Origin of the sequence: Thiohalophilus sp., from assembly GCF_034522235.1 — a bacterium.
Taxonomy (GTDB): Bacteria; Pseudomonadota; Gammaproteobacteria; order UBA6429; family Thiohalophilaceae; genus Thiohalophilus.
Map to the genome: position 1 here is coordinate 838,807 of NZ_JAXHLN010000003.1, position 21,667 is coordinate 860,473.

A 21,667-nucleotide genomic window follows, 5' to 3' on the forward strand; every position below is an offset into this window, starting at 1 on the left:
CTTTCAGGAGCGGGCCGGAGTCTGACCCACACTTGATGCGGGTGAGAGATGATTAAAATCAGTGCCGGCATATCCCGCTGGTTCCTCGACCCTCGTCACTATTTTTTTGATGCCATCTGCTGAATCATGCGATCGACTTCCAGAAACTGCATCAGCTCGTGCTTTTTGTTCATGGTGTCCTGGTAACCCAGGTCAATCAGCCGACGGGTATAGGCGCGTTCGAACAGCAGGTAGCTGACCAGATCCGAACCGTCCGAGCGGTAGGCGCCGATGCCGCGCAGCAGCAGACGCATGCTGCGCGGCAACTGGTCGATGTATTCCTCGGCCAGATCGCCGATATCCTGGCTGGGCGAGATTACCAGCGTGTCGACATGGCGCAGAGGAAAGTCGTGTTTGTCACGCTGCTTTTGCGGGATCAATCCTACCGTATCATTGATACGTTCCAGGCGTTCGATATCGGCATCCAGTGAATCGAGAAAGATGCTGTCCAGCACATGCCCGGCGATCTGGCCGATGGTAGGCGGGCGACTCTCGCGGGTGCGTTGCGGTTCCTGATTCTCCATGTGGTTGCCGATGATCATGATCTTGTCGGCCCCCAGATGCAGGGCGGGGCTGATCGGTGCCATCTGGCGCATGGAGCCGTCGCCGAAATATTCCCGGTTGATTTTCTGCGGGGGAAATACAAACGGGATGGCCGAGGAGGCCATCAGATGCTCGACATTGATATCGGTACTTATCCCGATACGCCGGAAACGGTTCCAGGATTCGAGTTCAGGCTGGCCATGGAAGAAGGATACTGACTGATGCGAGGTATAGCCGGACGCGGTGACACTCAATGCATCCAGATACCCCTTGTCGATGGAGTGCTGAATGTCTTCCGTGCGAATGTACTGTTCGAGCAGGTGCTGCAGGGGGGAACGGTCCAGCAGGGAGAGCGCGCGGCTGTGGTGGCTCATGCCCAGTGACATCAGTGCCATGAACCAGTTGAAGCTGGTGCGCAGGATGCCCGGGACATCGGTGCGAAAAACCTGTTCGGCATGAAAGTTGGACCAGATGATCGCGATGCGCTGTACCGACTTGCGAAAGTCGTAGGCATGGGTGGCCAGTGCACAGGCATTGATGGCGCCGGCCGAGGTGCCGCAAAGAATCTGGAACGGACTGCTGGCCCGACGGGGCAAAATGTCGGCGACGGCTTTGAGCACCCCGACCTGATAGGCGGCACGGGCGCCGCCACCGGTCATGATCAGGCCGGTTTTTGGTTTATCGGACTGCATGGGTGCTGCCTGTCGGGTTATTGCTGTTATACAATCAGGCTCTCCTGCTCACACTGTATAGAATAGTCAGAGATTGTCATGCCGCCAACCGGTTCGTCTGTTATTTGCTCAACCATTATTCCGGGAGTGGTCGCTCGCGCCGATATGCCATGAACAGTATGTTGTATCGCCAGAGTCTGATTCTGGGCAGTCTGTTTATTGTCCTCTCCGAACTGATGTTCGCCTCGATGGGCGCAGCGGTCAAGGCGGTCTCCGCCGACATGCCCAACGAAATGATCGTCTTCATGCGCAACCTGTTCGGTGCCCTGGTGCTGTTGCCGCTGCTGTGGCGTTACGGCTGGCGGCATTTGCAAACCCGTATCTGGTATTTGCATGTGATGCGCGCTGGCTTCGGCGTGGCGGCCATGTACTGTTTTTTCTACGCCCTGGCCAACATGCCGCTGGCCAGCGGCATGCTGCTGAAGATGACCTCGCCACTGTTTATCCCGCTGGTGGCGATTGCCTGGCTTGGCGAGGGGATCACCCGCCGCGCCTTGCTGGCCGTGGTGCTCGGTTTTATCGGCGTGATCCTGGTGCTGCAACCGCAGGGCGGGTTTGAGGCGGTGGCGTTGATCGGTTTGCTGGGCGGTGCGCTGGCGGCGGTGGCCAAGGTGACCGTGCGGCGGCTGGGACGCAGTGAACCCACCACCCGCATTGTGTTCTATTTTGCCCTGGTGGCCACCCTGGTGTCGGCCGTGCCGCTGAGCTGGAGCTGGCAAACGCCGGATACCGACAGCTGGTTATTGCTGCTGTTGATTGGCATAGTGGGCACATTGGGGCAACTGCTGTTGACCCGGGGCTACAGCATCGCACCGCCGTCGCAGGTGGGCGCCTTTACCTATACCTCGGTGGTGTTTGCGGCGTTGTTCGGCTATCTGTTCTGGGACGAGATGGTCGGTTACCTGTTTGTGATCGGCGCGCTGATCATCGCCGGCGCCGGCATACTGGTCTTGCAGGAGCGCCAGAACGTGAGTCTCAACAAGGCCCGTTTTGATAACGAGCCGTTGTGATCCGATACACGAGAGTATTTACAGGAGAATCAATATGACGGACCAACAACTCTGGCTGCTACGCCACGCCAGGGCGGATGCAGGCGACAAGGGCATGGACGATATCGATCGTCCGCTAAGCCACAGCGGACGAGAGCAGGCGACGCGATTGGGGCAGTGGCTTGCGCAGCAGGATTTGCGCCCCGGCTTGATTGTCAGTTCTCCGGCTGTTCGCGCCCGGCAAACCATAGAGCTAGCCTGTCAGGCCCTCGGTGTTGACCTCAACCATATTCATTATGATCCCGGCCTGTATCTGGCCTCGCGGGGCGATCTGCTGCGGATTATTGAAGATAGGAGAGAGCCCCACGGGCCGCTCATGCTGGTTGGGCACAACCCTGGATTGGAAGAGCTGCTGGGCTGGCTGTGTGCCGAACCGTTGCCCCGGACGCAGGAAGGCCAGTTGCTGACTACCGCGAATCTGGTCCGGATCCGGCTCGAGGACAACGACGCGCTTGACGAAGGCCGCAGCCAGTTGATCGATCTGACCCGGGCGGATGAACTGACGTGAGATGGAACAACAGAAGCAGAAGTGCGAATTGTGCGGCCGGCTTCAAGCCGCACTCATCCCGTTAGCGTCGGTCACGGAGCAGAATGTTACAGTGCAGTCGCTAAATAACTGTTCCCAAAAGTTGCGCAAGGCGTAGGTCAGGCTGCGCACCGCGCTGCCTGACATTTTGGCTATTCCCGGAGATCGATGTGGTTGCCCTGTTCTTAGAGTCACGTAGGCTTCGCCAACGTGACCTGCAAGATTCGTCAGAGTATGGAGTATGCAGGAATTTGGATCAGTGAGTCCTGCGGCGGCATAGCAGCACCACTGAAAACACCGAAGTCACCGAAGTCACCGAAACGGAACAGTCATTATGTTTTTTTTAGTGCTATTCGGTGTCTTCAGTGTTTCGGTGGTCAACATTTCCCTTGCATTATCTCCCGATTCGGTTAAAGGCCTGTTCGAACTGGGGACATGGCGTTGGTATTTCGGCCCGCACCTGCTAAAACTAATTCAAGGCCTGCCGTTACAGACAAGCAAGCATCAACGATGCAGGATATCCCCGCAGGGTTTGCGGGGTGACGAAACGATCAGCGGCCGCGCATGGACAGGTTCTCGGCGGGGAGGGGCGATGAATTCAACCGAGTTGATTTGCGGGACAGGCCTGGAACCGGCCGAACCCTTGTATGCCCGGGTGCCGATTCGGGATGAAAACGGGCAATACCTTACAGATTTCATGATGATTATTCCCGGTCTGCACCTGCGATCCGCACGGATACGTCAGGAGGTGATCGGAAGGATTGATTATGTTCTGCAACTGTACAAGCGCACCGTCGTCTTTGCCGATTTTAATATAAAAACCAGCGTGTTGTGGGTCTCGGTCAAACCGGTGCCGGGGATATGCCTGGAGTTACCGGCAGTCATCAAGTTTCACGTCCCCGAGGCCCTGCTGGTCAGCCACCGCGTGCCGGGCTGAAGGATGTTAATGATTTGTTGAAAGAATAACCACGCATTTGTCAGGGTAGGGGGGTGGCCTTCATAATGGTTGTCAAACTGATAATCAACGGAGAAGGTCATGGCAGAAGCCCTGAATGCTGAAGCACTCGACACCCTGTTTCGCAAGGCACGCAGTCACAACGGCTGGCAGGACCGGCCGGTCAGTGATGATCTGCTGCAACAGCTCTATGATCTGATGAAATGGGGACCGACCAGCGCCAACTCCTGCCCCGCCCGTATCGTGTTCGTCAAATCCGACGAGGCCAAGGCCCGGATGAAACCGGCGCTGGCCGAAGGCAACGTGGAAAAATCGATGACGGCCCCGGTGGTGGCGATTGTTGGTATGGACCTGGAGTTTTACGAAAAGCTGCCCACGCTGTTCCCGCATACTGATGCCAAAACCTGGTTCGAAGGCAAACCGCAGAAAATTCAGGACAGTGCGCACCGCGACGCTTCTCTCCAGGGGGCCTATATGATGCTGGCGGCGCGCAGCCTGGGACTGGATTGTGGTCCGATGTCGGGTTTCGACAATGCCAAAATGGATGAAGCGTTTTTCCCCGACGGCAAGATCAAGTCCATCTTTATCTGCGCCATGGGCTATGGGGATGAGTCGAAGCTCTATCCGCGTGGACCACGGCTGGATTTCGATGAAGCCTGTCGTATCGAGTAGAATATGACAGCAGCAGAAAATACAACGGCCACCTTCGGGTGGCCGTTGTGGTTGCGCAGGAGGAAAATTGTTATCGCGGGATGCGGGATTCCTGTTCGTAGTGCACAATGCCGCAGCGACGCAGATACAACTTCAGGTTTTGCTCGGCCTCACGAAAAGTATCGTACGGTCCGAAAGTGATGCGCTCGCGGGTACAAAAGAACCCGTGTCGGCCATTAAAATGAAAGCGGCGACTCCGTGGTGGTAGGGGGCCGCTCTCACCATTGCGAGAGGGGCCCTGGTCGTCGATGCGGGTTTTCGCAAGGGCCGTCCCGGATTCATTTATTTGCATGATTGGTATCCTCGGACTCCGGCTGAATTTTCCCTGCTATGACCTTGGCGACAAATTCTTCGGCATCCCGCTTATTATGAAACGGGCCCTGGATACCTTCGCGAGTCAGGGCATACCAGCCCTGATTCATGACATGAAAATAGCGATCGCTGTTGATACGATCATGGCGGCCTGAACGAGGAGCACTTCCTCCTAAAGTTCGGACATAATCCATTTGTGACTCCTCTGCTCTCACCAAAAACGTGGTAGAGGATATGTTGGCGGGAAGAACATGTCTGTCAGTTAACACGGACTCTTGGTATCAGTTTAGGCTGAATCTTATGTAGGAATTGACAGACACCCCTGTAGGAAAAGCCTGACAAGCTGGGCGTGATGGGTGACTGTTTCATTGAGAGGCTTGCGCAAAGCCGGGGGCTAGAAAAGAGCCGTCCGGGCGCACAGGGAGAGCCGGGCAGTGCGCGACCGGTGCTATTTGCCCTGGATATAGCGCGCGTCGTCGAAGGTCTCGATCCATTCAGGCCGCATGGCGACCAGAATGCTGGTGAACATGCCGGTAATAAAGGCCTCGGGAAACATCATCAGCGGCATATAAGGGAAGTAGTCGTAGGCAAGCTGGCCGGGGCTGTAGGCGCCGGCGATCAGCAGCAGTGTCGCGGCAAGACTGGCGGCACCGGCCATGGCCAGGGCCGCGCCAAAAAAACCGTTAATGAAAATATAGATGAAGACATGATGGGGCAGCCTGGCTTCGGCCAGGCGCAGGATGCCGGTGGTGATCAGGATCGGGGTCAAGCCCATTACCAGGACATTGAGCGGGTAGGTCTGCCAGTCGCTGCTGCCGTTATAAACGAGCCCCAGCAACACCAGGCTGATAACGATCAGCGCCCGCTGCCAGCCGAACATCAGGGTCATCAGGGTGGCGCCCAGATAGTGGTATTCCAGCCCCGGCAGGCGGGTGGTGGTGATTTGCCACAGCAGGATGAGAGCGACGCTGCCGCCGAGAAAAACATGGGCCTTGTGCGGTTGCTCCAGATACTGGCGCCAGGGGACCTGCCGGATGGCAAGCAGCAGAATCACGGCATAGAGGATCCCGGCGATCCACAACCAGCTTTGGGGTACCATGTCGGCGGGGTAGTTCACCAGGCAAACTCCACGATCTGGCCGTTGGCGAAATGCAGTTGTGTCATCTGCTGATCGGTCAGTCCGTTCAAGAGTGCGCTCAACGCGCGCAGTGTCTCCTCATGGACTACCAACAGAATAGACCGTTCGGGCTGCTGGCGCAGCCAATCGAGAAAGCGCGCGATGCGCTGTTTGTGCTCCAGCAGCGATTCACCACCGGGTGGACGGGTGTGCAGCGGATCGGCGCCGATGGCGGCAAAATAGTCGGCGACCGGCCGGCCGTCGAAGCCCGAACGGATATCATTGAGGTCGGGGTGCGCGCTGACCGGTATCTGATGATGGCGATTGACGATATCGGCGCTCTGTCGGGTGCGGGGCAATTCGGAAGTGATAATCCGCTGCAGGGGTATATCGCGGAGGTATCCGGCGGCGGCCTCGATCTGGGCGATACCGGTGTCCGTCAGGTGGACGTCGCGCTTCGGGTCATCGTTACACAGGCCCTGATCATTGAAATTGGTGCGGCCGTGACGCATGGCGTAAAAAGGCATGAGCTTCACCGTAGCATAGCAATCACTGTTTATAATATCATGGCAAAGCGGCCTGACGGCAGTGATACTCCGATACTGACAGAGAAGGAGAGCATTTGAGCCAGTCCAATATTTTGACCGTTCGCCCCAATGGGCCGTTGCAATTCGAAGGCGATTTGACTTTGCAGGATGCCAACGGCAATGTCCTGCTGCAGGGTAACGAAGCCTGGCTCTGCCGTTGCGGCCAGTCAAGGGACAAGCCCTATTGCGATGGCACGCACAAGCATTGCGGGTTTGCAGACCCGGCGGTGTTTGAGGATGCCCGCAGTGAACCTCTGGAGAGCGATAGAGGACGTCTGACGCTAATCGTCAAACAGAACGCCATGTTGCTTGTAAAAGGTCCGTTGATGCTGGTGAGTCGCGATGGCCGGTCAAGTTCCACCCGCAACCGTACTGCCCTGTGCCGTTGCGGCGAGTCGAAAAACAAGCCGTTTTGCGATGCCAGCCATAATGCCTGTGGCTTTCGCGGCTAAAGAAGGCAAACAGTCAAACCCAGTAACTGACCCCAGCAGCCAATCCGGGAGAAAACGTATGGTCACATCGATTATTCTCATCAATGTCGAGCGCACGAAAATCAATGACCATACTCGCATTCCAGGCCTTTTCCCGGCATGATCTTGAGGCCCTGTTTTCCATTGGCGTCTGATCTCTTTTTTTTTACCGGTTTATTGCCGGTTTATTGCCGGCCATACAGTTCGCGGATGAACGGCAGGGCCTCAGGCAGATGTTGAAAAGCATGATCCCCGCCGTTGAATAGCCTGATTTCTGCACAAGCCTGGTAACGCTCGGCCGCCGTATGGTAATCGAGCACCTCGTCGTCCTTGTCGAGCAACAGCAGAGTCGGCACCGGCTCGATACAAGGGGTCGGCATACCCAGGGCCCGCAGCGCGTCAAGATGCCGTTCTTTCAGTTCGTAACGCTCCCCTGTATAGAAATTAACGTTTTCACCCAGATAGTTATCCAGGGTGGACATGGGCATCAGGGCGGGGTTGATAAGAACCTGTTTGAGTCTGTAATAATGCGCAAGATACTGGGCGTAGTAACCGCCAAGGGAGGAGCCTGCCAGCATAATGTTGCTGTCCAATGACAAAAAGGCTTCGATGAGATGCTGTAGCATGTCGATGGCGCGGGCGGGGTCGTAATGGTACGAGGGAATCAGGACCGTGATATCGTCCAATTGCTGCTTGAGATACTGACCCTTGGCGGAGGCGCCGCTGCTGTTAAATCCATGCAGGTAGATAATCATCACAACTGGTATCGTGTCTGGGGGTCCGGACGATTTGCACCGTGGAACTTATGTATCAGGTTTTGTCATAATATTACAATACCTTTTAAAAGGACGCCAGAACAGGGGTGACGGCAAGGTAACATGACCACACCGATTGAGCGCTATCAGGCCGATCTTAAAAAAGCGGGGTTTTACCACGACCCGCTGCAGGAGCATGCGGTTCAACACACCCAGCGTTTGTATGAGGAACTGGTTCGTGCGGCCGATACCCCGCCGCGCTGGCGGGATCGATTGTGGCGCAGGCGGCCAGTTGAAGTGAAAGGTCTGTATTTGTGGGGTGGCACCGGTCGCGGCAAGACCTATCTGGTGGACAGCTTCTACGATTGTCTGCCGTTGCGTGATAAACATCGGGTCCATTACCACCGCTTCATGGTTGATATTCATGCTCGCCTGCGTGACCTGCCCAAATCCCCGGATCCTTTGGTGGTAATTGCCAATGAGATTGCCGATCAACTCAAGGTATTATGTCTGGATGAGTTTCATGTTCAGGATATTGCCGACGCGATGCTCCTTGGCGGACTGCTCAGGGCCCTGTTCGACAAGGGAGTGACCCTGGTGGCGACCTCCAACAGCTCGATTGATGAGCTGTACAAGAACGGGCTTCAAAGAGAGCGTTTTCTGTTTGCCATTGAATTGCTCAAGGCGCATACCGTTCAGATCAATCTGCAATCCGGTACGGATTATCGGTTTCGGTTGCTGGAGGCCAGTCGGAATTTTTATGTGGCAGAAGCGGATGAAGGCGAGAAAATCATCCATACAGCCATCGAACGGATGGCGCCTGATACTCTCAAGCACGATCGGCAACTGACGGTCAACCAGCGGTCGATCGCGTATCGAGCTCTGGCCGATGATGTGGTCTGGTTTGAATTTGATGCGCTGTGCAATACGCCACGTTCGGCCAATGACTATATTCAGATCGCCCAGCAATTTCACACAGTATATATAAGTAATATTTTTCGCATGAACGAGGCCCATGATAATGTCGCCAAACGCTTCGTTCACTTGATTGATGCGTTATATGATCATAATGTCAAGCTTGTGGCGACGGGTGAGGCAGCCGTCGATGAGCTTTATGTCGGCAAACGCGTGGCGTTCGGTTTTGAACGCGCCATCAGCCGGATTCGGGAGATGGGTAGTAACGCGTATCTGGCCTTGCCGCATAAACTTCGTACCAATCGTATCGCATGAGGAGATGGCTATGTGGCGTCGGATGATTTTATTACTGGTTCTCGGGGCTGTCTCCCTGGCAGGTTGTCAGTCAGTGTCGCAACCGGAGCGGCCGCCGTTTGCCGATATCCATCTGCATTACAACTGGGATCAGGATGAAATCTACACGCCGGAACAGGCAATTAACGATCTCAGGGAACATAATGTGGTGCTGGCAGTGGTTTCCAGTGTGCCCTCCGACTTTGCGCTTAAACTGTCGGAGCTGGGAGAGGACTGGATCGTGCCGTTTTACACGCCTTATTACGATGCAGGCAATCGCCTGAACTGGTTCTACGACGAGAAAGTGGTGGACAAGGCCCGGGAAGCGCTGGCCAGCGGCAAATTTTATGGACTTGGTGAAATCCATCTGGTGGCAGGTGCCGGGCCGCGACGCGACAATTCGGTTTTCCTCGGGCTATTGTCGCTTGCCAAAGAGTATAACGTGCCCGTGAATATCCACACCGACTCCTCGCGCTACGAGTACATGTTGTCGATTTGCGAGCAACATCCGGAGGTGAGGTTCCAGTGGGCACACGTCGGCGGCATCCTGCAGCCGGAGGCGATCACCCCGGTGATGGAGGCCTGTCCCAATGTCTGGGCGGATATGTCCGCCCGGGATCCCTGGCATTATGGCGATTTTGTCAAAAGTAACGAGTCGATTCCGGATGACTGGCGTGAATGGATACACCGTTTTCAGGATCGGATCATGGTCGGTACCGATCCGGTCTCGGGCGGTCACGAGGTCTATATCTGGCACGAGGCGGATGACGGCTGGGATCATTATGCCCGGTTATACAATTACCATCGTCACTGGCTGGATCAGTTGTCGCCTGAAGTGGAAAAGAAGATCCGCCTGACCAATGCCCGGCATTTTTTTGATTACGCATTGCAAAAGATGAATCAGTGAATTATTCGTTTACGCCGATCGGCATTGTCCATTCCTGTTTCCCTGATAAGTTCGGTGTGCCGCGCCAGCCGCAACTGGTGCCGGCAGCGACCGGTCGCATTGAACTGCTGGCGCCCTATAATCGCGAGGAAGCGGTACGGGAACTGGACGGATTCTCCCATATCTGGGTGGTATTTGTGTTTCATGATGTCAAACGTGAAGCATGGAAACCGACCGTGCGCCCCCCACGACTGGGCGGGAATCGGCGAGTCGGCGTCTTCGCCAGCCGCTCGCCGGAACGGCCCAACCCGATCGGTCTCTCCCTGGTGAGACTCGATGGTGTGCACACCGGCAAAGGCGGGGTCGTACTGCAGGTGAGTAATCTGGATATGATCGATGGCACGCCGGTATTGGACATCAAGCCCTATGTGCCCTACGCCGATTGTGTTGCCGATGCCCGGGCGGGATTCGCACCGCGGACGCCGGACAGCCATTTACCGGTTCGCTTAAGTGACACGGCGCAACAACAGCTTCAACAGTTTACGATACAGTACCCCGGGCTTGAGGCGCTGATTGTGCAGGTATTGCAACAGGATCCGCGTCCGGCTTATCAGGACAAAGCTGGCGACAGCGAGCGAGTGTTCGGCATGCGCCTCTATGATCTGGAGATCAAATGGCAACTGCAAAACGGCGTGATGCAGGTGCTCGCCATGGAGAGGGCGGAGTGAATATTCAGATCTTGCCAGAAGGCGATGTACATGCAGCGGAAGCATATTTTCCTTTGCGGGCCCAGCGCCGGTACTACGGGCATGAACAGCTCTGCGAGAACATCAAGCACCGGCCTGTTTACCCGGAATGGCATACGATCCGGCAGAAGCGCCGGTCAGTGAACCACCGGCCGGGGATCTTTTTCCTGCGAGATATCCCGCGGCATGGGTGAGGCGTGATGCAGGATCATTTTCCAGCCGGCGGAGGTCTGTTCATAGACATTGGTGGTGATAAACTGAAACACTTTCTCGGTTTCGTCCTGAACGTGGATGTTCTCGATCAGGGTATGAATGGCGGTCCGGGGGCCTTGATGGACCGAGAGATTCGACAATTCGATGATCACATCGCCGGTATTTTTAAGGATGGTTTCCCAGCTTTTGAGAATCGCCGGGGTGCCGAGCAGCCGGTCGCCCATCGGGTGTACACAGCTGGTATGTGAGGCATCCAGCCATATCTCGCGCATAGCCGCCAGATCGCCCCGACTGAAAGCGGCATAAAAGGCGTTTTCGGCGTCGCTCGAGGTTGCAAAACCGGTCGATGTCATCGTGTTCCCTCGGGTCCCGAACCCTTTGGCGAATTTAGTGAATATTGCCTGTCGATGCACGGCGATACAACGGGCGATTGTTGGCCAACACCGTGTTGCAGGTCAATGGAATATTTTCGTTGGGTATTCTGTCTGAACAATAAGGGAATTGTTGATTTCCCTGTTAATCGCAAGGGCGTTATTTGTTTTGATGGGTGTGGCCTGGCTGGAACCCGACGTCTGTTGTTCTGTCTGAGGTAGTAGCATGCGGATATTGCGCGGCTGTCATTATCAAGTTCAAGGATTATAAATTTATGCTGTTACGTTTTTCCGGTTTGTGTCGTCTGCTCGTGTTGTGTCTTGCCTTTATCCCGACTCTGTCTGCGGCCGAAACGGTACTCAAGGACATGTCCGGGGAGCCCCGAAAGGTCGAGGAATTCACCGGTAATGGCAAATGGACGGTAGTCATGATCTGGGCGTCGGATTGTCATGTCTGTAATCGCGAAATCCATAATTATGTCGATTTTCATTTCGTCCATTCGGACCGGGATGCGCGAATGCTCGGCATCTCGATCGATGGCTGGGCCGGCAGGAAAGACGCGGCGGATTTCATTGCGCGTCACAAGGTCGAGTTTCCCAACCTGATCGGCAATGCCGAGGCGGTGGCGGACTGGTTTATGCGCCAGAGCGGCGCCCGCTGGGTCGGGACACCGACCTTTCTGCTCTATAATCCCGCCGGTGAGCTCAAGGCCCAGCAGGTGGGTGCCGTACCGGTGGAGGTAATCGAAGACTTCATCGGCGATTCCGCCCGGCCGGCCAGGGTTACCGATTGAGCGGTTGTCCCCCCGGCGCTTCCCGGTTGCATGGTGAAGAGCCTGTATCCCGGGAGACGGGCCTTGCTCGCCGGCCATCTGTTCGAACATCCTGCATTTGTGCTGCACAGACCAAACGGGCCGTATCCGCGGGGCTGGTTCTGCCATCTCTGCGGCTTTAGAATAGCGGTTTGTTAACCCGAGGGAGTCGAGCATGAGTGACAAGGTCGCCGTGCTGGTCAATGGCCAGGCAGAGATTGAATTTGACCGGAACAAACCACTGACCGATCTGCAAAAAACGTATCTGGACAAGATGGATCAGGAGATGGACAAGGGCATCCATCTGTCCGGCGAGGCGATCGCCCGGCCGGATCAGATCCAGCGGGCCAAATTTGTGGCCAATGCCCTGCTGGAATCGATTCAGAGCGAGGATGAACCGCGTATTGCGGCGACCTGTTCCTGGCTGGCGGTCCGTCTGCCGGAGCTTAAACAGGTCCGCGCCGATCTCAAGCAAGACAGTTTCAGCATCGATCTGGTCTTTGACCAGGAATACCAGAATCAGGTCCGGGTCGATTTCGACCCGTCCGCCAGCAAAACCAGTTTTCACTGAAACCGGGTCACGAAACTGTCTTTTCCCCGTTGTCGGCCTCAAACCGATCTGAAGTCGGATCAATACGTGACGGATTACCGGGCGGGGGAGAGCGGGAACAGTTGACCGGGCCCGAACTGCCGGTTAATTTCTAATAAAGCAGGGCAATTCAACATGAAGCAGTTTCTTATCCAACTCAAACCGTTGCGGGTGGTGCTTATCCTCGGCGCCCTGCTGACCATCGTTCTGCAACCGGAGCGTGGCGCGTCACCGGAATATCATGGCTGGGAGATGGTGTCGACTCTGCTGGTGCCGGTTCTGGCGCCGTTGTTTTTTATGTTGATGATGCTGGATGCTCTGATGGCCTCACTGTGGCACAGTCAGACAAGCGGCGAGGAACAACTGCGTTATCGGCGCATTCGTAATACGGATCTTGTTGTCGGCGGTTTGTTGTTATTGTCCTGGCTGCCTTATTTCATTGCCCTGGTTAACTAAGAGAGATAATAAATGGCGCTTTTGCTACAAAAGACCGACGACGGTGCGGGTATCAAACTACCGATCGACAAGCAACGGATCACCATCGGCCGGCACAGCAATAATGATATCAGTCTCGAAGATGAGCTGGTCAGCAAGGAACATGCGGTCGTCGAGGTTATGGAAGCGCCAGATGATAGCGGGCGGATCGAGTTTGTGATCCAGGATCTGGAATCCACCAACCGCACCTATGTGAACGATCACGCCATCTCGCTGCATAAACTGCGGCATGGCGATATTATCCGTATCGGCATCAACCAGTTTATGTTTGTCGACGAGGCCGATGGCGAGATGGACGAAACCGCCGAGCTCTACAAGACCTGGATTCCGGGCGTGTTCTACACCGGCAAAAAGAAGAAAAAGGCAAAGAAAAAAACGACAAAAAAGAAACGCTGATCTTCGATAGCCCGTTAACCTGCCGGAGAAAAGATCTCAACGCAGAGGCGCAAAGATATAATTTTGAATGCTTAATGCTTAATGCTTAATGCTTAATCCTGAAGTAAATGCGAATTCGTAATTCAAAATTCAAAATTCAACATTCAACATTCAACATTCAACATTCTCCCTCCTTCTCTCTGCGGTGAGATATTTAATCCCTAAAACCCCGCGTGTTGTTCGATGAAGTCCCGGATATAGCCGGCGCTCTGCGCGCCGCTGAAACGGGCCTGTTCCTCGCCGAGGCGAAACAGGATGATGGTGGGAAAGCCCCGGACCTGATAGCGGCCGGCCAGTTTCATATTCTCGCCGTCGTCCACTTCGATCTTGGCCAGTTGCACCCGGCCGGCATACTCACCAATGACCTGTTCCAGTACCGGGGCAATGCTGATACAGGGCGGACACCATTCGGCCCACAGATCGATCAGGACCGGCCGGGTGTGGGAGGCGGCCAGTACCTTGTGATCGAAATCGTCCAGATCAACGGTAAAGATATCGGATGGCATGTCAGCTATCTCTGGGTTGTGCGGGTCGGCAAAAGGCTGACGATTATAATGAGCCGGGCAGCGCAAGTCACGGTTGCTCTTACCAGGGGCGACGACGGATGGGCAGACGATACAGCCCGCGCGACACCAGCAAATCAATCAGCATGAACAGCAGTGGGACGAGCAGCATTTCCTGCCAGCCGAGTCCGAGGGGTTGGTAGAGGATCAGCAGCGGCAGCAGCGCCTCGGGGAGTTGATCCAGCCCGAGTGCCGCTGTCCCCGGCATCAGCTGCCGTCGGCGTTTGATGAAGCTGGCCAGCAGATCACCGAGCATGCTCAGTGCCCCGAACAGGGCGCCCAGCCAGAGTGGCAGATTCAGCAGCCAGCCCGCCGCGGCGGTCAGCAGTACGGCGACGATCAGCCCGCGCCAGGTCTTGTGATCCCCGAACAGGCGCCGGCCGTCGGCCAGCTGGCGGTAGGCATCCAGTGGCCGGTTCCAATGGCGTATTCCCGGCAACAGCCGCGCCAGGATCGGCGCGCCATTGGCCACCAGTAGCAAAAACAGGCAGAGTAGAAGCGTCATCTCAGGCATGTTAGCGACTGAGGCTATTTCCCACCAGCGCAATAATTGAGCGCCGGGGGCATTACAAATGACGCGTAACTGACTACGATTATCCTATCAGCCGAAGTGGCGACCGGATTCCCGGCAGCCGTCTGTTGGGATAAGAGGGTCGTGCCAAGGAGGTATCGAATATGTCGGAAAACCGTTGCGCCTTCAGTGCGCCGCAGATCGCCGAGCAATATGGCTGCCACCTCGGCCAGCAGGTCGTGCGCCGTGGCGGGACCGAAGTGGCCTGTTCTGACAATGGGGCCTGTTCCCGTTGCGAGGCGGTACTCGAGTGGCTCAAGCAGGTCAGCTTGCCGGTGTTCGGTGTGGAGGATGATCTGACCAGCATGCCGCACAGTGTGCTGCAGAAGATCCAGTTCGGGAGCCTGGCTGGCCTGCAGGAACTCCTCAATAGCGAACCTGACGGACGTGTGGATATTGATGCCTTGCTGACCCGGGCGGAGAAGGAGTATGGCGGTATAGACAGCTTGCCCTATACCGATTTAGTTGAGACCATCACCAATTACAAACTCAAACGACGACAGCACCGCCGATGACGGCGGATGTGGCAGGAGCAAATTGATGTCTTTACCGCAGGAATTACAAGTGATTGATCAAAAAATCGGCGATGGTGAGGAAGCTGTCAAGGGCAAGCTTGTCGCCGTCCATTATCAGGGCTGGTTGTACGATGACGAGGCGGAGGAGAACAAGGGCTTTGAGTTTGACAGTTCCCGCTCACGGGAACCGCTGACGATTCCGCTTGGCGCCGAGGTTGTGGTCAAAGGTATGGAAGAAGGTGTGATAGGTATGAAGACCGGTGGCCTGCGTACCATCATTATCCCGTCGGAGCTGGCCTATGGCGACAAGGGCGCCGGCAACGTTATTCCGCCCGATGCGGCATTGATCTTTGAAGTCGAGCTGATGGAGGTGCGGGGGTAAGAAAGGAAGGGATAATGTTGAATGTTGAGTTCTGAATTTTGAATTGCGGTTCACGATGAATTCAAAATTCATCATTCAGAATTCAACATTATTTTTCGCCCTCTGCGTTAATGCTCTTTATGCAAAAAAAGGGGAACCCATGGGTTCCCCTTTTTTTGGTGTCACAGACAGACAGACTGTCAGTCGTCGCTTTTGCGTTCGTTGGCGACATTGACTTTCAGCTCTCGGCCGTAGAACTCCGTGCCGTCCAGCGCCTTGATGGCATTTTTGGCTTCCTTGCGTTTCATTTCGACAAAGCCGAAGCCGCGCGGGCGGCGGGTGGCGCGGTCGGTCATCAGACGGACGGCGTGGACATCGCCATAGTCTTCAAACAGTTTGCGCAGGGCATTGGGCGAGGCCTTGAAGGCCAGATTGCCAACAAAAATGGATTCGATTTTGGTGCTGGAAGCCGGATATATCCGGGTGCTGATGAGCAGCATGCCGAGCAGGGCGCCGGCGAGGATGCCATAGGTGAACAGCCGTTGAGCGGAGACCTGTTCGAACGCGAACAGCGGAAATACAAAATAGGCGACCACGGCCAATATCAGACTGATCGGGATGATTTGTATCATCGTTTTGAGTGTCGGGAATTCGAACTTCATATCACTCCATCGCATGTTTCAGATTGTTAACGGGGCTCCGCCGTTGCAGTATGTTCACGGTGAGGCGGAGCACGGATCGGCTTTCCCGAGGGAAGCGGGAGCATTTTACACTTTCCGGACGTGCGCGTCTCGGACGATGACCGCAGGACAGTGGTGGTATTTTCAGGCTATGCTTTGCAAGGGCGTTGTCAGTGATCACGCAGACAGCAGAATCATGTTTGTTGCGCAGTTGCGGCTTCGCAATGCGTGGCGGACGATCGATAACCCAACAGGATAATTCATGTCACAAGGCGATCTGGTCGCGCACCGGGGCTATCCCTACCGTTATCCCGAGAACAGTCTGGCCGGGGTACAGGCGGCACTGGCGGTCGGGGCGCGTTATGTGGAAGTGGACGTGCAACTGAGCCGCGATGGTATCCCGCTGCTGTTTCACGATCGCGATCTGCGACGCCTGTGTCACCAGCCCGGTGCCGTCCATGATTACGCGTGGCGTCAACTGCAAAAATTTATCCTGTATGGGGAGGCCGATCAGCCGTTGCAGCTTGCCCGGGCGCCGCTGGCGGTGCTGAGCGATCTGGTGGCGGTGATCAAAACGGCACCGGCGGCGCGTTTCTTCATCGAGCTCAAGCGGGTGGCGGTGGCGCAGTTCGGGGCGACGGCAGTGGTGGACGCGGTGCTGCCGATCCTGCAGCCGGTGGCCGGGCAGTGCTGCGTCATCTCCTACAATCTGCCGGCCCTGCAGCAGGTGCGACAGCGTTGTGAGCTGCCGATCGGGGTGGTGATTGATGAGTGGGCGGGGCGCGCGGATCCGGCCATCGTCGAACTGCAGCCCGAGTTTCTGTTCTGCAATCTCTCTTCATTGCCGGCCGATGAGCCGGTGCAGTTGCCCGGCGCCAGGTTGGCGGTGTTTGAAACCGTGGATCCCGGGCAGGCGCGTCGGCTCATGGCACAGGGCGTGGATCTGGTGGAAACCTTCGCCATCGGCGAGATGCGTCGACAACTGGAACCGGCAGGCGTCTGAGCGCGATGGATTACGAGGTGCTGATTGTCGGCGGCGGCATTCAGGGGGTGGGCGTGGCCCAGGCCGCCGCGGCCTGTGGTTACCGGACGCTGCTACTGGAGCAGTCCGCGCTGGCGGCGGGCACCTCCAGCCGTTCCAGCAAGCTCATCCACGGCGGGCTGCGTTATCTGGAGTCGGGGCAATTTACCCTGGTACGCAAGTCCCTGCGCGAGCGGCGTATTCTGCTGACAATTGCCCCGTCGCTGGTGCAGCTGACGCCCTTTTATATTCCCGTCTATCGTCAGAGCCGGCGCGGTCCCTGGATCCTGCGCGCCGGTCTTTCGCTTTATGCCCTGCTCGGCGGCCTGGATCGCCAGGCCCGCTTTGCCCGGGTGCCCCGCGCGCAGTGGTTGCAACTGGACGGCCTGCAGCAGCAGGAGCTGCGCACGGTCTTCCGCTATCAGGATGCGCAGACCGACGATGCGGCCCTGACCCGCGCGGTGATGACCTCGGCGCAAACCCTCGGCGCGCAGCTGCAGTGCCCGGCACAGTTTGTCAGCGCTGACCTCGACCCTGAGGGGGCGACTGTCTGTTATCGGCAGGCCGGGCAGGAACAGACGGTTCGCAGCCGGGTCCTGGTCAACGCGGCCGGTCCCTGGATAGAAAGTGTCCTGGCCGGCGTGCAGCCGGCACCGCGCCGGCAGGCGTTTGATCTGGTGCAGGGGACCCACATCGTGGTGGCCGATCCGCCGCCGAGAGGAGTGTTCTATGTGCCGGCGCCGCAGGACGGGCGCGCGGTGTTTGTTATGCCCTGGCAGGGCTGCACCCTGATCGGCACCACCGAAACCCCCTATCACGGTGATCCGGCGCAGGTGGCGCCGCTGGCTTCGGAAATCGCGTATCTGCAGCAGGTTTACCGTCACTATTTCCCCGCCGCCGGGGCCCGGGTGGTGGAGAGCTTCGCCGGGTTGCGGGTACTGCCGCACAGCGACTCGAGCCTGTTCGACCGCCCGCGCGATACCCTCATCGATATGTCCCTGCCGCGCCTGCTGACCCTGTACGGCGGCAAACTGACGGGCTACCGGGCTACGGCCCAGGAGGTTATGCAACATTTGCGGCCCTGGTTACCCGAACCGGCGGAATGCCAGGACACGGCACGGCTCCCTCTGGAACAGGTACGAGGGACGAGGGACGAGTGACGAGGAGGGTTTGTCGGGACTGACAGCACTCAGTACTCATGAGCAGGCCGGACATAGCAATGCGGTGTCCGGCAACCCGGGGAAATGCCCGATACCGCTATCGCTATATCGGGCCTACCAGATCAGGTCCTAGGGGCGAGGTCCTGGCCCCTGGCCCCTGCCCAGGGCATTGTTCATCGCTGCTTGCCAGTTAGTATAGCGCTGTTGCTGAGCCGGGTTCCGCTGCGGTTCGAAGTGGTGCCCTGGGCCCGGTTCGGGCCAGTCGGCCGGTTGCCCGGCAAGCAGGAAGGCGCTGCCGCGGGCGGTGGCTTCGCACTCGGCGGGCCGGTAGACCGGGATCTGGGCGAGATCGGCCAGCCGCTGGCAGAGGCCATCGAGGTGCGCCAGGCCGCCGGTCAGTTGCAGGCGGCACGCCGGGGCCAGTTGCCGGTGCATGTGCGTCAGGTTGGTCTGCAATAAAAACAGGATACTCTCCAGCACCGCGACCGCCTGTTGATCCGGCTCGCCCTCGCCGATGAAACGGGAGCTGAAATCGGCCCGCCAGTAGGGTGCCCCCAGCCCCGAGACCCCGTTGAGAAACAGCGGCAAGGTGGCATGCGGCGTGTTCAGCCAGGTGGCCAGTTGCGCGGGGGGGAAGGCGTCACCACCCTGTTGCCGGGCCAGCCAGTCGAGCGCGCTGCCGGCGCCGTTGACCGTCCCTTCGAGCACATACTCGCAGTGTTCGGTATCCTGCAGAACCAGGCTGCTCAGCAGGCCGGCATCGGGGAGCGGCTGCGTGCCGGTGGTGCGCGAGACGAAGGCGCCGGTGCCCAGATTGATATAGGCGGTGTCGCGGCGCAGCGGCCCGTAGGCATAGAGAGCCGCGGCCTGATCGCCGCTGACCAGCTTCAGCGGCAGGGCAACATCGGCTCCGGCCAGCTGGCCGTACGGGGCGAGATTCGGCACGCAAGGGGGCAGCAGCGTGCGGGGGATCCCGAACAGCGCCAGCAGATCCGGATCCCAGTCGCGTTCCTGCAGGGACCAGAGCTGGGTGCGCGAGGCATTGACCGGATCGGCGCGGGCTTCGGCCTCGCGGGTCAGTTGCCGGACCAGCCAGGCTGCCATAGGGCCGAGCATCAGGCGTCCGTCCCGCTGTGCCTGCTGCACGGCGGGCAGGTTATCCAGACACCAGCGCAGTTTGCTGGCGCCGTAGTGGGGCGATAGCGCCAGGCCCGTGCGCTGGTGAATCCAGTCGGCCCGATCCGCGAACTGCTGCAGCCAGCGGGCATGGCGGCGATCCTGCCAACTGATGACGGGGCTCAACGGCGTCCCGTCGGCCCCGTCCCAGCAGGCGATATTGGAGCGCTGGGTGGCCAGCGCCGCCCCGGCCAGCTGCCGGCGCGCCGCCCCGAGTTGTTGCAGGGCATCCTGCAGACAGTGCTGCAGGGAATCGATCAGTTCGGCGGCGTCGTACTCGACCCGCTCGTCATCAGTCCGGCTTGCGGTCAGGGGCTGGCGGGTCGCCGCGATCTGTCGTCCCTGTCGATCAAACACCAGCGCGCGGCTCGAATGGCCACCCTGATCCAGGCACAGATAAAGCGGCTCGGTGGTCGTGGCTGCCATCAGTTTTGATTCTCCAGGCTCGGGCGGTTCAGGGGCTCGTCTCCCGCGCGTGCTCCGACGGGCCGGGAGGATGTGCTAGGCTAGCGGTTTTCAGGGGGGTTGCACAGCGTGGCCAGGACAGGGAGAGGATACATTGGTGCGGGAGGGCGGTGGAGTGCACTGCTTGTCACCGGATGCTTGCTGGCCGCCTGCGCGCGCGCGCCGACACCACCCCCCGACGTGCCAAAACCGACGCCGGCCGAGCCGGCGGTCAAGGTCGATCCGCAAGTGGGCATTGCCACACGCCTGGCCGAGACCACCCTGGCCCGAATCGCCCGGCACCATGTGACCCCGATGCGGATCGAAACGCTCTCCGCACAGTTTGTCGAGCAGCTCGCCGGCCAGCTGGCCGGGGGGCCGTGGCGCGAATCCCGTCCGACACTGCAGGAGGCCTCGCTGGGCGAGATCGTCAAAACCCTGCAGCAGCACAGGCCCGGGCGCCCGATCTTGCCCGCGGTGGATAAAGCCCTGGCCCAGGTGGTGCGCCAACTCGACAGCGAGAGCATCTATTTTGATCGCCGCCAGTTCGCGCTGTTGCAGCGCCCGGCGGCCGAGACCGCCGGGATCGGCGTTCTCACCGCCAGGCGGGACGCCCGGTTGGTGATCAGCGAAGTGATTCCGGGCGGTCCCGCGGAGCGGGCGGGACTCAAGCCGGGGAATGTCCTGCTTGCTCTCGACGGGCAGGCGGTGGCCGGCCAGCCGCATGATGTGATTATGACCCGCCTGCACGGCCCGGCCGGTTCCACAGTGACGTTGCGGGTGCGTTTCGACCACGGCGATACCCGCACCCTCCGTCTGCAACGGGAAGCGCTCGATCTGCCCCTGGTGGAAGGCCGCTGGCTGAATCGCGGTATCGCCTACGTGCGTCTGTGGGCACTGTCGCAGACCACGCTGGACGAGTTCAACGAGACCTTTCTGGGTCTGATCCGCCGGCTGCGTGCGCCGCGCGGACTGGTGCTGGATTTGCGTAACAATCGCGGCGGGGTACTCGACAGCGCGGTCCAGCTCACGGACATGTTTCTCGCCGAGGGGACCATTTTGACACTGCGGGGGCGTGCGGAATCGGATTCGACCCACTATGTGGCCCGCCCGCGTTCCGAGATCCTGGAACAGGGGCTGCCGCTGGCGCTGCTGATCAACGGCGAGACCGCCGCCGGGGCCGAGAGCATCGCCGCCGCCCTGCAGGATCATCATCGGGCGGTGATCCTCGGTCAGCGCAGCCGCGGCGCGGGTCGACTCCACGCGGTCTATCAGTTGCCCGGCGGGCGCGGGATCAAGCTGGTCAGTGGGCATCTCTATCGACCCGGCGAACGGCCGATTGCCGGGCACGGGGTGATACCGGATATCTGTTTCGATGACGGCCGGCCCCGGCTGATTCCAAACGCGGGCGACGTGGCGGCCGCCGGCCAATGCGCCCGTGCGTCGGGACAGTTGGGTGGTGAGGGGGATCCGGTACTCGAGCAGGCGACCGCGCTGCTGGTGGACAGGGCGCTTTATCGGCAGCTGCTCGACGGCGGGTTGCAGGCACTGCCATCGCCCTGAGCGAACTTTCCGGGAGGCGCGGT

28 protein-coding genes are annotated in these 21,667 nt (G+C 58.4%); 17 read left to right on the forward strand and 11 right to left on the reverse strand.

Annotated elements, in window-relative coordinates; genetic code table 11:
* Positions 1 to 98 precede the first annotated feature (98 nt).
* Positions 99 to 1,274 carry a patatin-like phospholipase family protein gene (locus tag U5J94_RS07055; RefSeq protein WP_322564934.1) on the reverse strand — a complete coding sequence of 392 codons (1,176 nt, stop codon included), beginning with the start codon at positions 1,272 to 1,274 and terminating at the stop codon, positions 99 to 101.
* Positions 1,275 to 1,423: 149 nt separating this feature from the next.
* On the opposite strand from U5J94_RS07055, the gene U5J94_RS07060 reads away from it, so the two are divergent.
* The 4 genes from U5J94_RS07060 (at position 1,424) to U5J94_RS07075 (ending at position 4,515) form a co-directional block, all read left to right on the forward strand.
* Positions 1,424 to 2,323 carry a DMT family transporter gene (locus tag U5J94_RS07060; protein WP_322564935.1) on the forward strand — a complete coding sequence of 300 codons (900 nt, stop codon included), beginning with the start codon at positions 1,424 to 1,426 and terminating at the stop codon, positions 2,321 to 2,323.
* 34 nt (positions 2,324 to 2,357) lie between these two features.
* Positions 2,358 to 2,870 carry a SixA phosphatase family protein gene (locus U5J94_RS07065; protein ID WP_322564936.1) on the forward strand — a complete coding sequence of 171 codons (513 nt, stop codon included), beginning with the start codon at positions 2,358 to 2,360 and terminating at the stop codon, positions 2,868 to 2,870.
* A gap of 610 nt (positions 2,871 to 3,480) precedes the next feature.
* Entirely contained in the window at positions 3,481 to 3,825 is a 345-nt protein-coding gene (locus U5J94_RS07070) for a hypothetical protein (protein ID WP_322564937.1), read from the forward strand.
* Positions 3,826 to 3,924: 99 nt separating this feature from the next.
* Positions 3,925 to 4,515, forward strand: a complete 591-nt coding sequence (locus U5J94_RS07075; protein WP_322564938.1) for a malonic semialdehyde reductase — start codon at positions 3,925 to 3,927, stop codon at positions 4,513 to 4,515.
* A gap of 70 nt (positions 4,516 to 4,585) precedes the next feature.
* On the opposite strand, the gene U5J94_RS07080 is transcribed toward U5J94_RS07075, so the two are convergent.
* The 4 genes from U5J94_RS07080 to U5J94_RS07095 form a co-directional block, all read right to left on the reverse strand.
* Entirely contained in the window at positions 4,586 to 4,846 is a 261-nt protein-coding gene (locus tag U5J94_RS07080; RefSeq protein WP_322564939.1) for a DUF6316 family protein, read from the reverse strand.
* Positions 4,833 to 5,060 carry a hypothetical protein gene (locus U5J94_RS07085; RefSeq protein WP_322564940.1) on the reverse strand — a complete coding sequence of 76 codons (228 nt, stop codon included), beginning with the start codon at positions 5,058 to 5,060 and terminating at the stop codon, positions 4,833 to 4,835. Before U5J94_RS07085 ends, U5J94_RS07080 begins: the two co-directional genes overlap by 14 nt.
* 254 nt (positions 5,061 to 5,314) lie before the next feature.
* Positions 5,315 to 5,983, reverse strand: coding sequence for an energy-coupling factor ABC transporter permease (locus U5J94_RS07090; RefSeq protein WP_322564941.1), 669 nt, complete (start codon positions 5,981 to 5,983; stop codon positions 5,315 to 5,317).
* Positions 5,980 to 6,510 (reverse strand): histidine phosphatase family protein, encoded by a 531-nt coding sequence (locus U5J94_RS07095; protein WP_322564942.1) that lies wholly within the window; start codon positions 6,508 to 6,510, stop codon positions 5,980 to 5,982. Before U5J94_RS07095 ends, U5J94_RS07090 begins: the two co-directional genes overlap by 4 nt.
* A gap of 95 nt (positions 6,511 to 6,605) precedes the next feature.
* On the opposite strand from U5J94_RS07095, the gene U5J94_RS07100 reads away from it, so the two are divergent.
* Positions 6,606 to 7,022 carry a CDGSH iron-sulfur domain-containing protein gene (locus tag U5J94_RS07100; RefSeq protein WP_322564943.1) on the forward strand — a complete coding sequence of 139 codons (417 nt, stop codon included), beginning with the start codon at positions 6,606 to 6,608 and terminating at the stop codon, positions 7,020 to 7,022.
* Between the two features lie 203 nt (positions 7,023 to 7,225).
* Here the strand turns inward: U5J94_RS07100 and U5J94_RS07105 are convergent, their stop codons facing one another.
* Complete coding sequence (locus tag U5J94_RS07105; RefSeq protein WP_322566473.1) at positions 7,226 to 7,795, reverse strand: YqiA/YcfP family alpha/beta fold hydrolase; 570 nt, start codon at positions 7,793 to 7,795, stop codon at positions 7,226 to 7,228.
* 123 nt (positions 7,796 to 7,918) lie between these two features.
* Here U5J94_RS07105 and zapE point away from each other — a divergent pair, with 123 nt between their 5' ends.
* Genes zapE through tsaA form a run of 3 tightly spaced genes read left to right on the forward strand, consistent with a single transcriptional unit; the run spans position 7,919 to position 10,657 of the window.
* Positions 7,919 to 9,025, forward strand: coding sequence for a cell division protein ZapE (gene zapE / locus U5J94_RS07110; protein ID WP_322564944.1), 1,107 nt, complete (start codon positions 7,919 to 7,921; stop codon positions 9,023 to 9,025).
* A gap of 10 nt (positions 9,026 to 9,035) precedes the next feature.
* Complete coding sequence (locus U5J94_RS07115; protein WP_322564945.1) at positions 9,036 to 9,950, forward strand: amidohydrolase family protein; 915 nt, start codon at positions 9,036 to 9,038, stop codon at positions 9,948 to 9,950.
* Positions 9,947 to 10,657 (forward strand): tRNA (N6-threonylcarbamoyladenosine(37)-N6)-methyltransferase TrmO, encoded by a 711-nt coding sequence (gene tsaA / locus U5J94_RS07120; protein WP_322564946.1) that lies wholly within the window; start codon positions 9,947 to 9,949, stop codon positions 10,655 to 10,657. The genes U5J94_RS07115 and tsaA overlap by 4 nt, the downstream gene beginning before the upstream one ends.
* Before the next feature lie 155 nt (positions 10,658 to 10,812).
* Here tsaA and U5J94_RS07125 read toward each other — a convergent pair whose 3' ends face one another.
* Positions 10,813 to 11,241, reverse strand: a complete 429-nt coding sequence (locus U5J94_RS07125; RefSeq protein ID WP_322564947.1) for a nuclear transport factor 2 family protein — start codon at positions 11,239 to 11,241, stop codon at positions 10,813 to 10,815.
* Positions 11,242 to 11,534: 293 nt separating this feature from the next.
* Here U5J94_RS07125 and U5J94_RS07130 point away from each other — a divergent pair, with 293 nt between their 5' ends.
* The 4 genes from U5J94_RS07130 to U5J94_RS07145 all read left to right on the forward strand — a co-directional run bounded on the left by U5J94_RS07130 (position 11,535) and on the right by U5J94_RS07145 (position 13,551).
* Positions 11,535 to 12,053 carry a TlpA disulfide reductase family protein gene (locus U5J94_RS07130; protein WP_322564948.1) on the forward strand — a complete coding sequence of 173 codons (519 nt, stop codon included), beginning with the start codon at positions 11,535 to 11,537 and terminating at the stop codon, positions 12,051 to 12,053.
* A gap of 193 nt (positions 12,054 to 12,246) precedes the next feature.
* On the forward strand, positions 12,247 to 12,642 hold the full coding sequence (locus tag U5J94_RS07135; protein WP_322564949.1) for a hypothetical protein: 396 nt from the start codon (positions 12,247 to 12,249) through the stop codon (positions 12,640 to 12,642).
* Positions 12,643 to 12,795: 153 nt separating this feature from the next.
* A complete protein-coding gene (locus tag U5J94_RS07140) occupies positions 12,796 to 13,116 on the forward strand; it encodes a hypothetical protein (protein WP_322564950.1) in 321 nt (106 codons plus the stop codon).
* Between the two features lie 12 nt (positions 13,117 to 13,128).
* Positions 13,129 to 13,551: an FHA domain-containing protein gene (locus U5J94_RS07145; protein ID WP_322564951.1), complete on the forward strand. Its 423-nt coding sequence runs from the start codon at positions 13,129 to 13,131 to the stop codon at positions 13,549 to 13,551.
* 200 nt (positions 13,552 to 13,751) lie between these two features.
* Here the strand turns inward: U5J94_RS07145 and U5J94_RS07150 are convergent, their stop codons facing one another.
* On the reverse strand, positions 13,752 to 14,096 hold the full coding sequence (locus U5J94_RS07150; protein WP_322564952.1) for a thioredoxin family protein: 345 nt from the start codon (positions 14,094 to 14,096) through the stop codon (positions 13,752 to 13,754).
* A gap of 79 nt (positions 14,097 to 14,175) precedes the next feature.
* Positions 14,176 to 14,667 carry a CDP-archaeol synthase gene (locus U5J94_RS07155; protein ID WP_322564953.1) on the reverse strand — a complete coding sequence of 164 codons (492 nt, stop codon included), beginning with the start codon at positions 14,665 to 14,667 and terminating at the stop codon, positions 14,176 to 14,178.
* Positions 14,668 to 14,828: 161 nt separating this feature from the next.
* On the opposite strand from U5J94_RS07155, the gene U5J94_RS07160 reads away from it, so the two are divergent.
* Together U5J94_RS07160 and U5J94_RS07165 are read left to right on the forward strand one after the other, a co-directional pair.
* Positions 14,829 to 15,239 (forward strand): hypothetical protein, encoded by a 411-nt coding sequence (locus tag U5J94_RS07160; RefSeq protein WP_322564954.1) that lies wholly within the window; start codon positions 14,829 to 14,831, stop codon positions 15,237 to 15,239.
* Between the two features lie 25 nt (positions 15,240 to 15,264).
* Positions 15,265 to 15,621 (forward strand): FKBP-type peptidyl-prolyl cis-trans isomerase, encoded by a 357-nt coding sequence (locus U5J94_RS07165; RefSeq protein WP_322564955.1) that lies wholly within the window; start codon positions 15,265 to 15,267, stop codon positions 15,619 to 15,621.
* Positions 15,622 to 15,800: 179 nt separating this feature from the next.
* Here U5J94_RS07165 and U5J94_RS07170 read toward each other — a convergent pair whose 3' ends face one another.
* A complete protein-coding gene (locus U5J94_RS07170; protein ID WP_322564956.1) occupies positions 15,801 to 16,262 on the reverse strand; it encodes a hypothetical protein in 462 nt (153 codons plus the stop codon).
* Positions 16,263 to 16,542: 280 nt separating this feature from the next.
* On the opposite strand from U5J94_RS07170, the gene U5J94_RS07175 reads away from it, so the two are divergent.
* Positions 16,543 to 17,283: a glycerophosphodiester phosphodiesterase family protein gene (locus U5J94_RS07175; protein WP_322564957.1), complete on the forward strand. Its 741-nt coding sequence runs from the start codon at positions 16,543 to 16,545 to the stop codon at positions 17,281 to 17,283.
* Positions 17,284 to 17,288: 5 nt separating this feature from the next.
* A complete protein-coding gene (locus U5J94_RS07180; RefSeq protein ID WP_322564958.1) occupies positions 17,289 to 18,461 on the forward strand; it encodes a glycerol-3-phosphate dehydrogenase/oxidase in 1,173 nt (390 codons plus the stop codon).
* 129 nt (positions 18,462 to 18,590) lie between these two features.
* On the opposite strand, the gene U5J94_RS07185 is transcribed toward U5J94_RS07180, so the two are convergent.
* Complete coding sequence (locus U5J94_RS07185) at positions 18,591 to 20,063, reverse strand: FGGY family carbohydrate kinase (RefSeq protein WP_322564959.1); 1,473 nt, start codon at positions 20,061 to 20,063, stop codon at positions 18,591 to 18,593.
* A 177-nt stretch (positions 20,064 to 20,240) separates the two neighbouring features.
* Here U5J94_RS07185 and U5J94_RS07190 point away from each other — a divergent pair, with 177 nt between their 5' ends.
* Positions 20,241 to 21,644 carry a S41 family peptidase gene (locus U5J94_RS07190; protein WP_322564960.1) on the forward strand — a complete coding sequence of 468 codons (1,404 nt, stop codon included), beginning with the start codon at positions 20,241 to 20,243 and terminating at the stop codon, positions 21,642 to 21,644.
* Positions 21,645 to 21,667 lie beyond the last annotated feature (23 nt).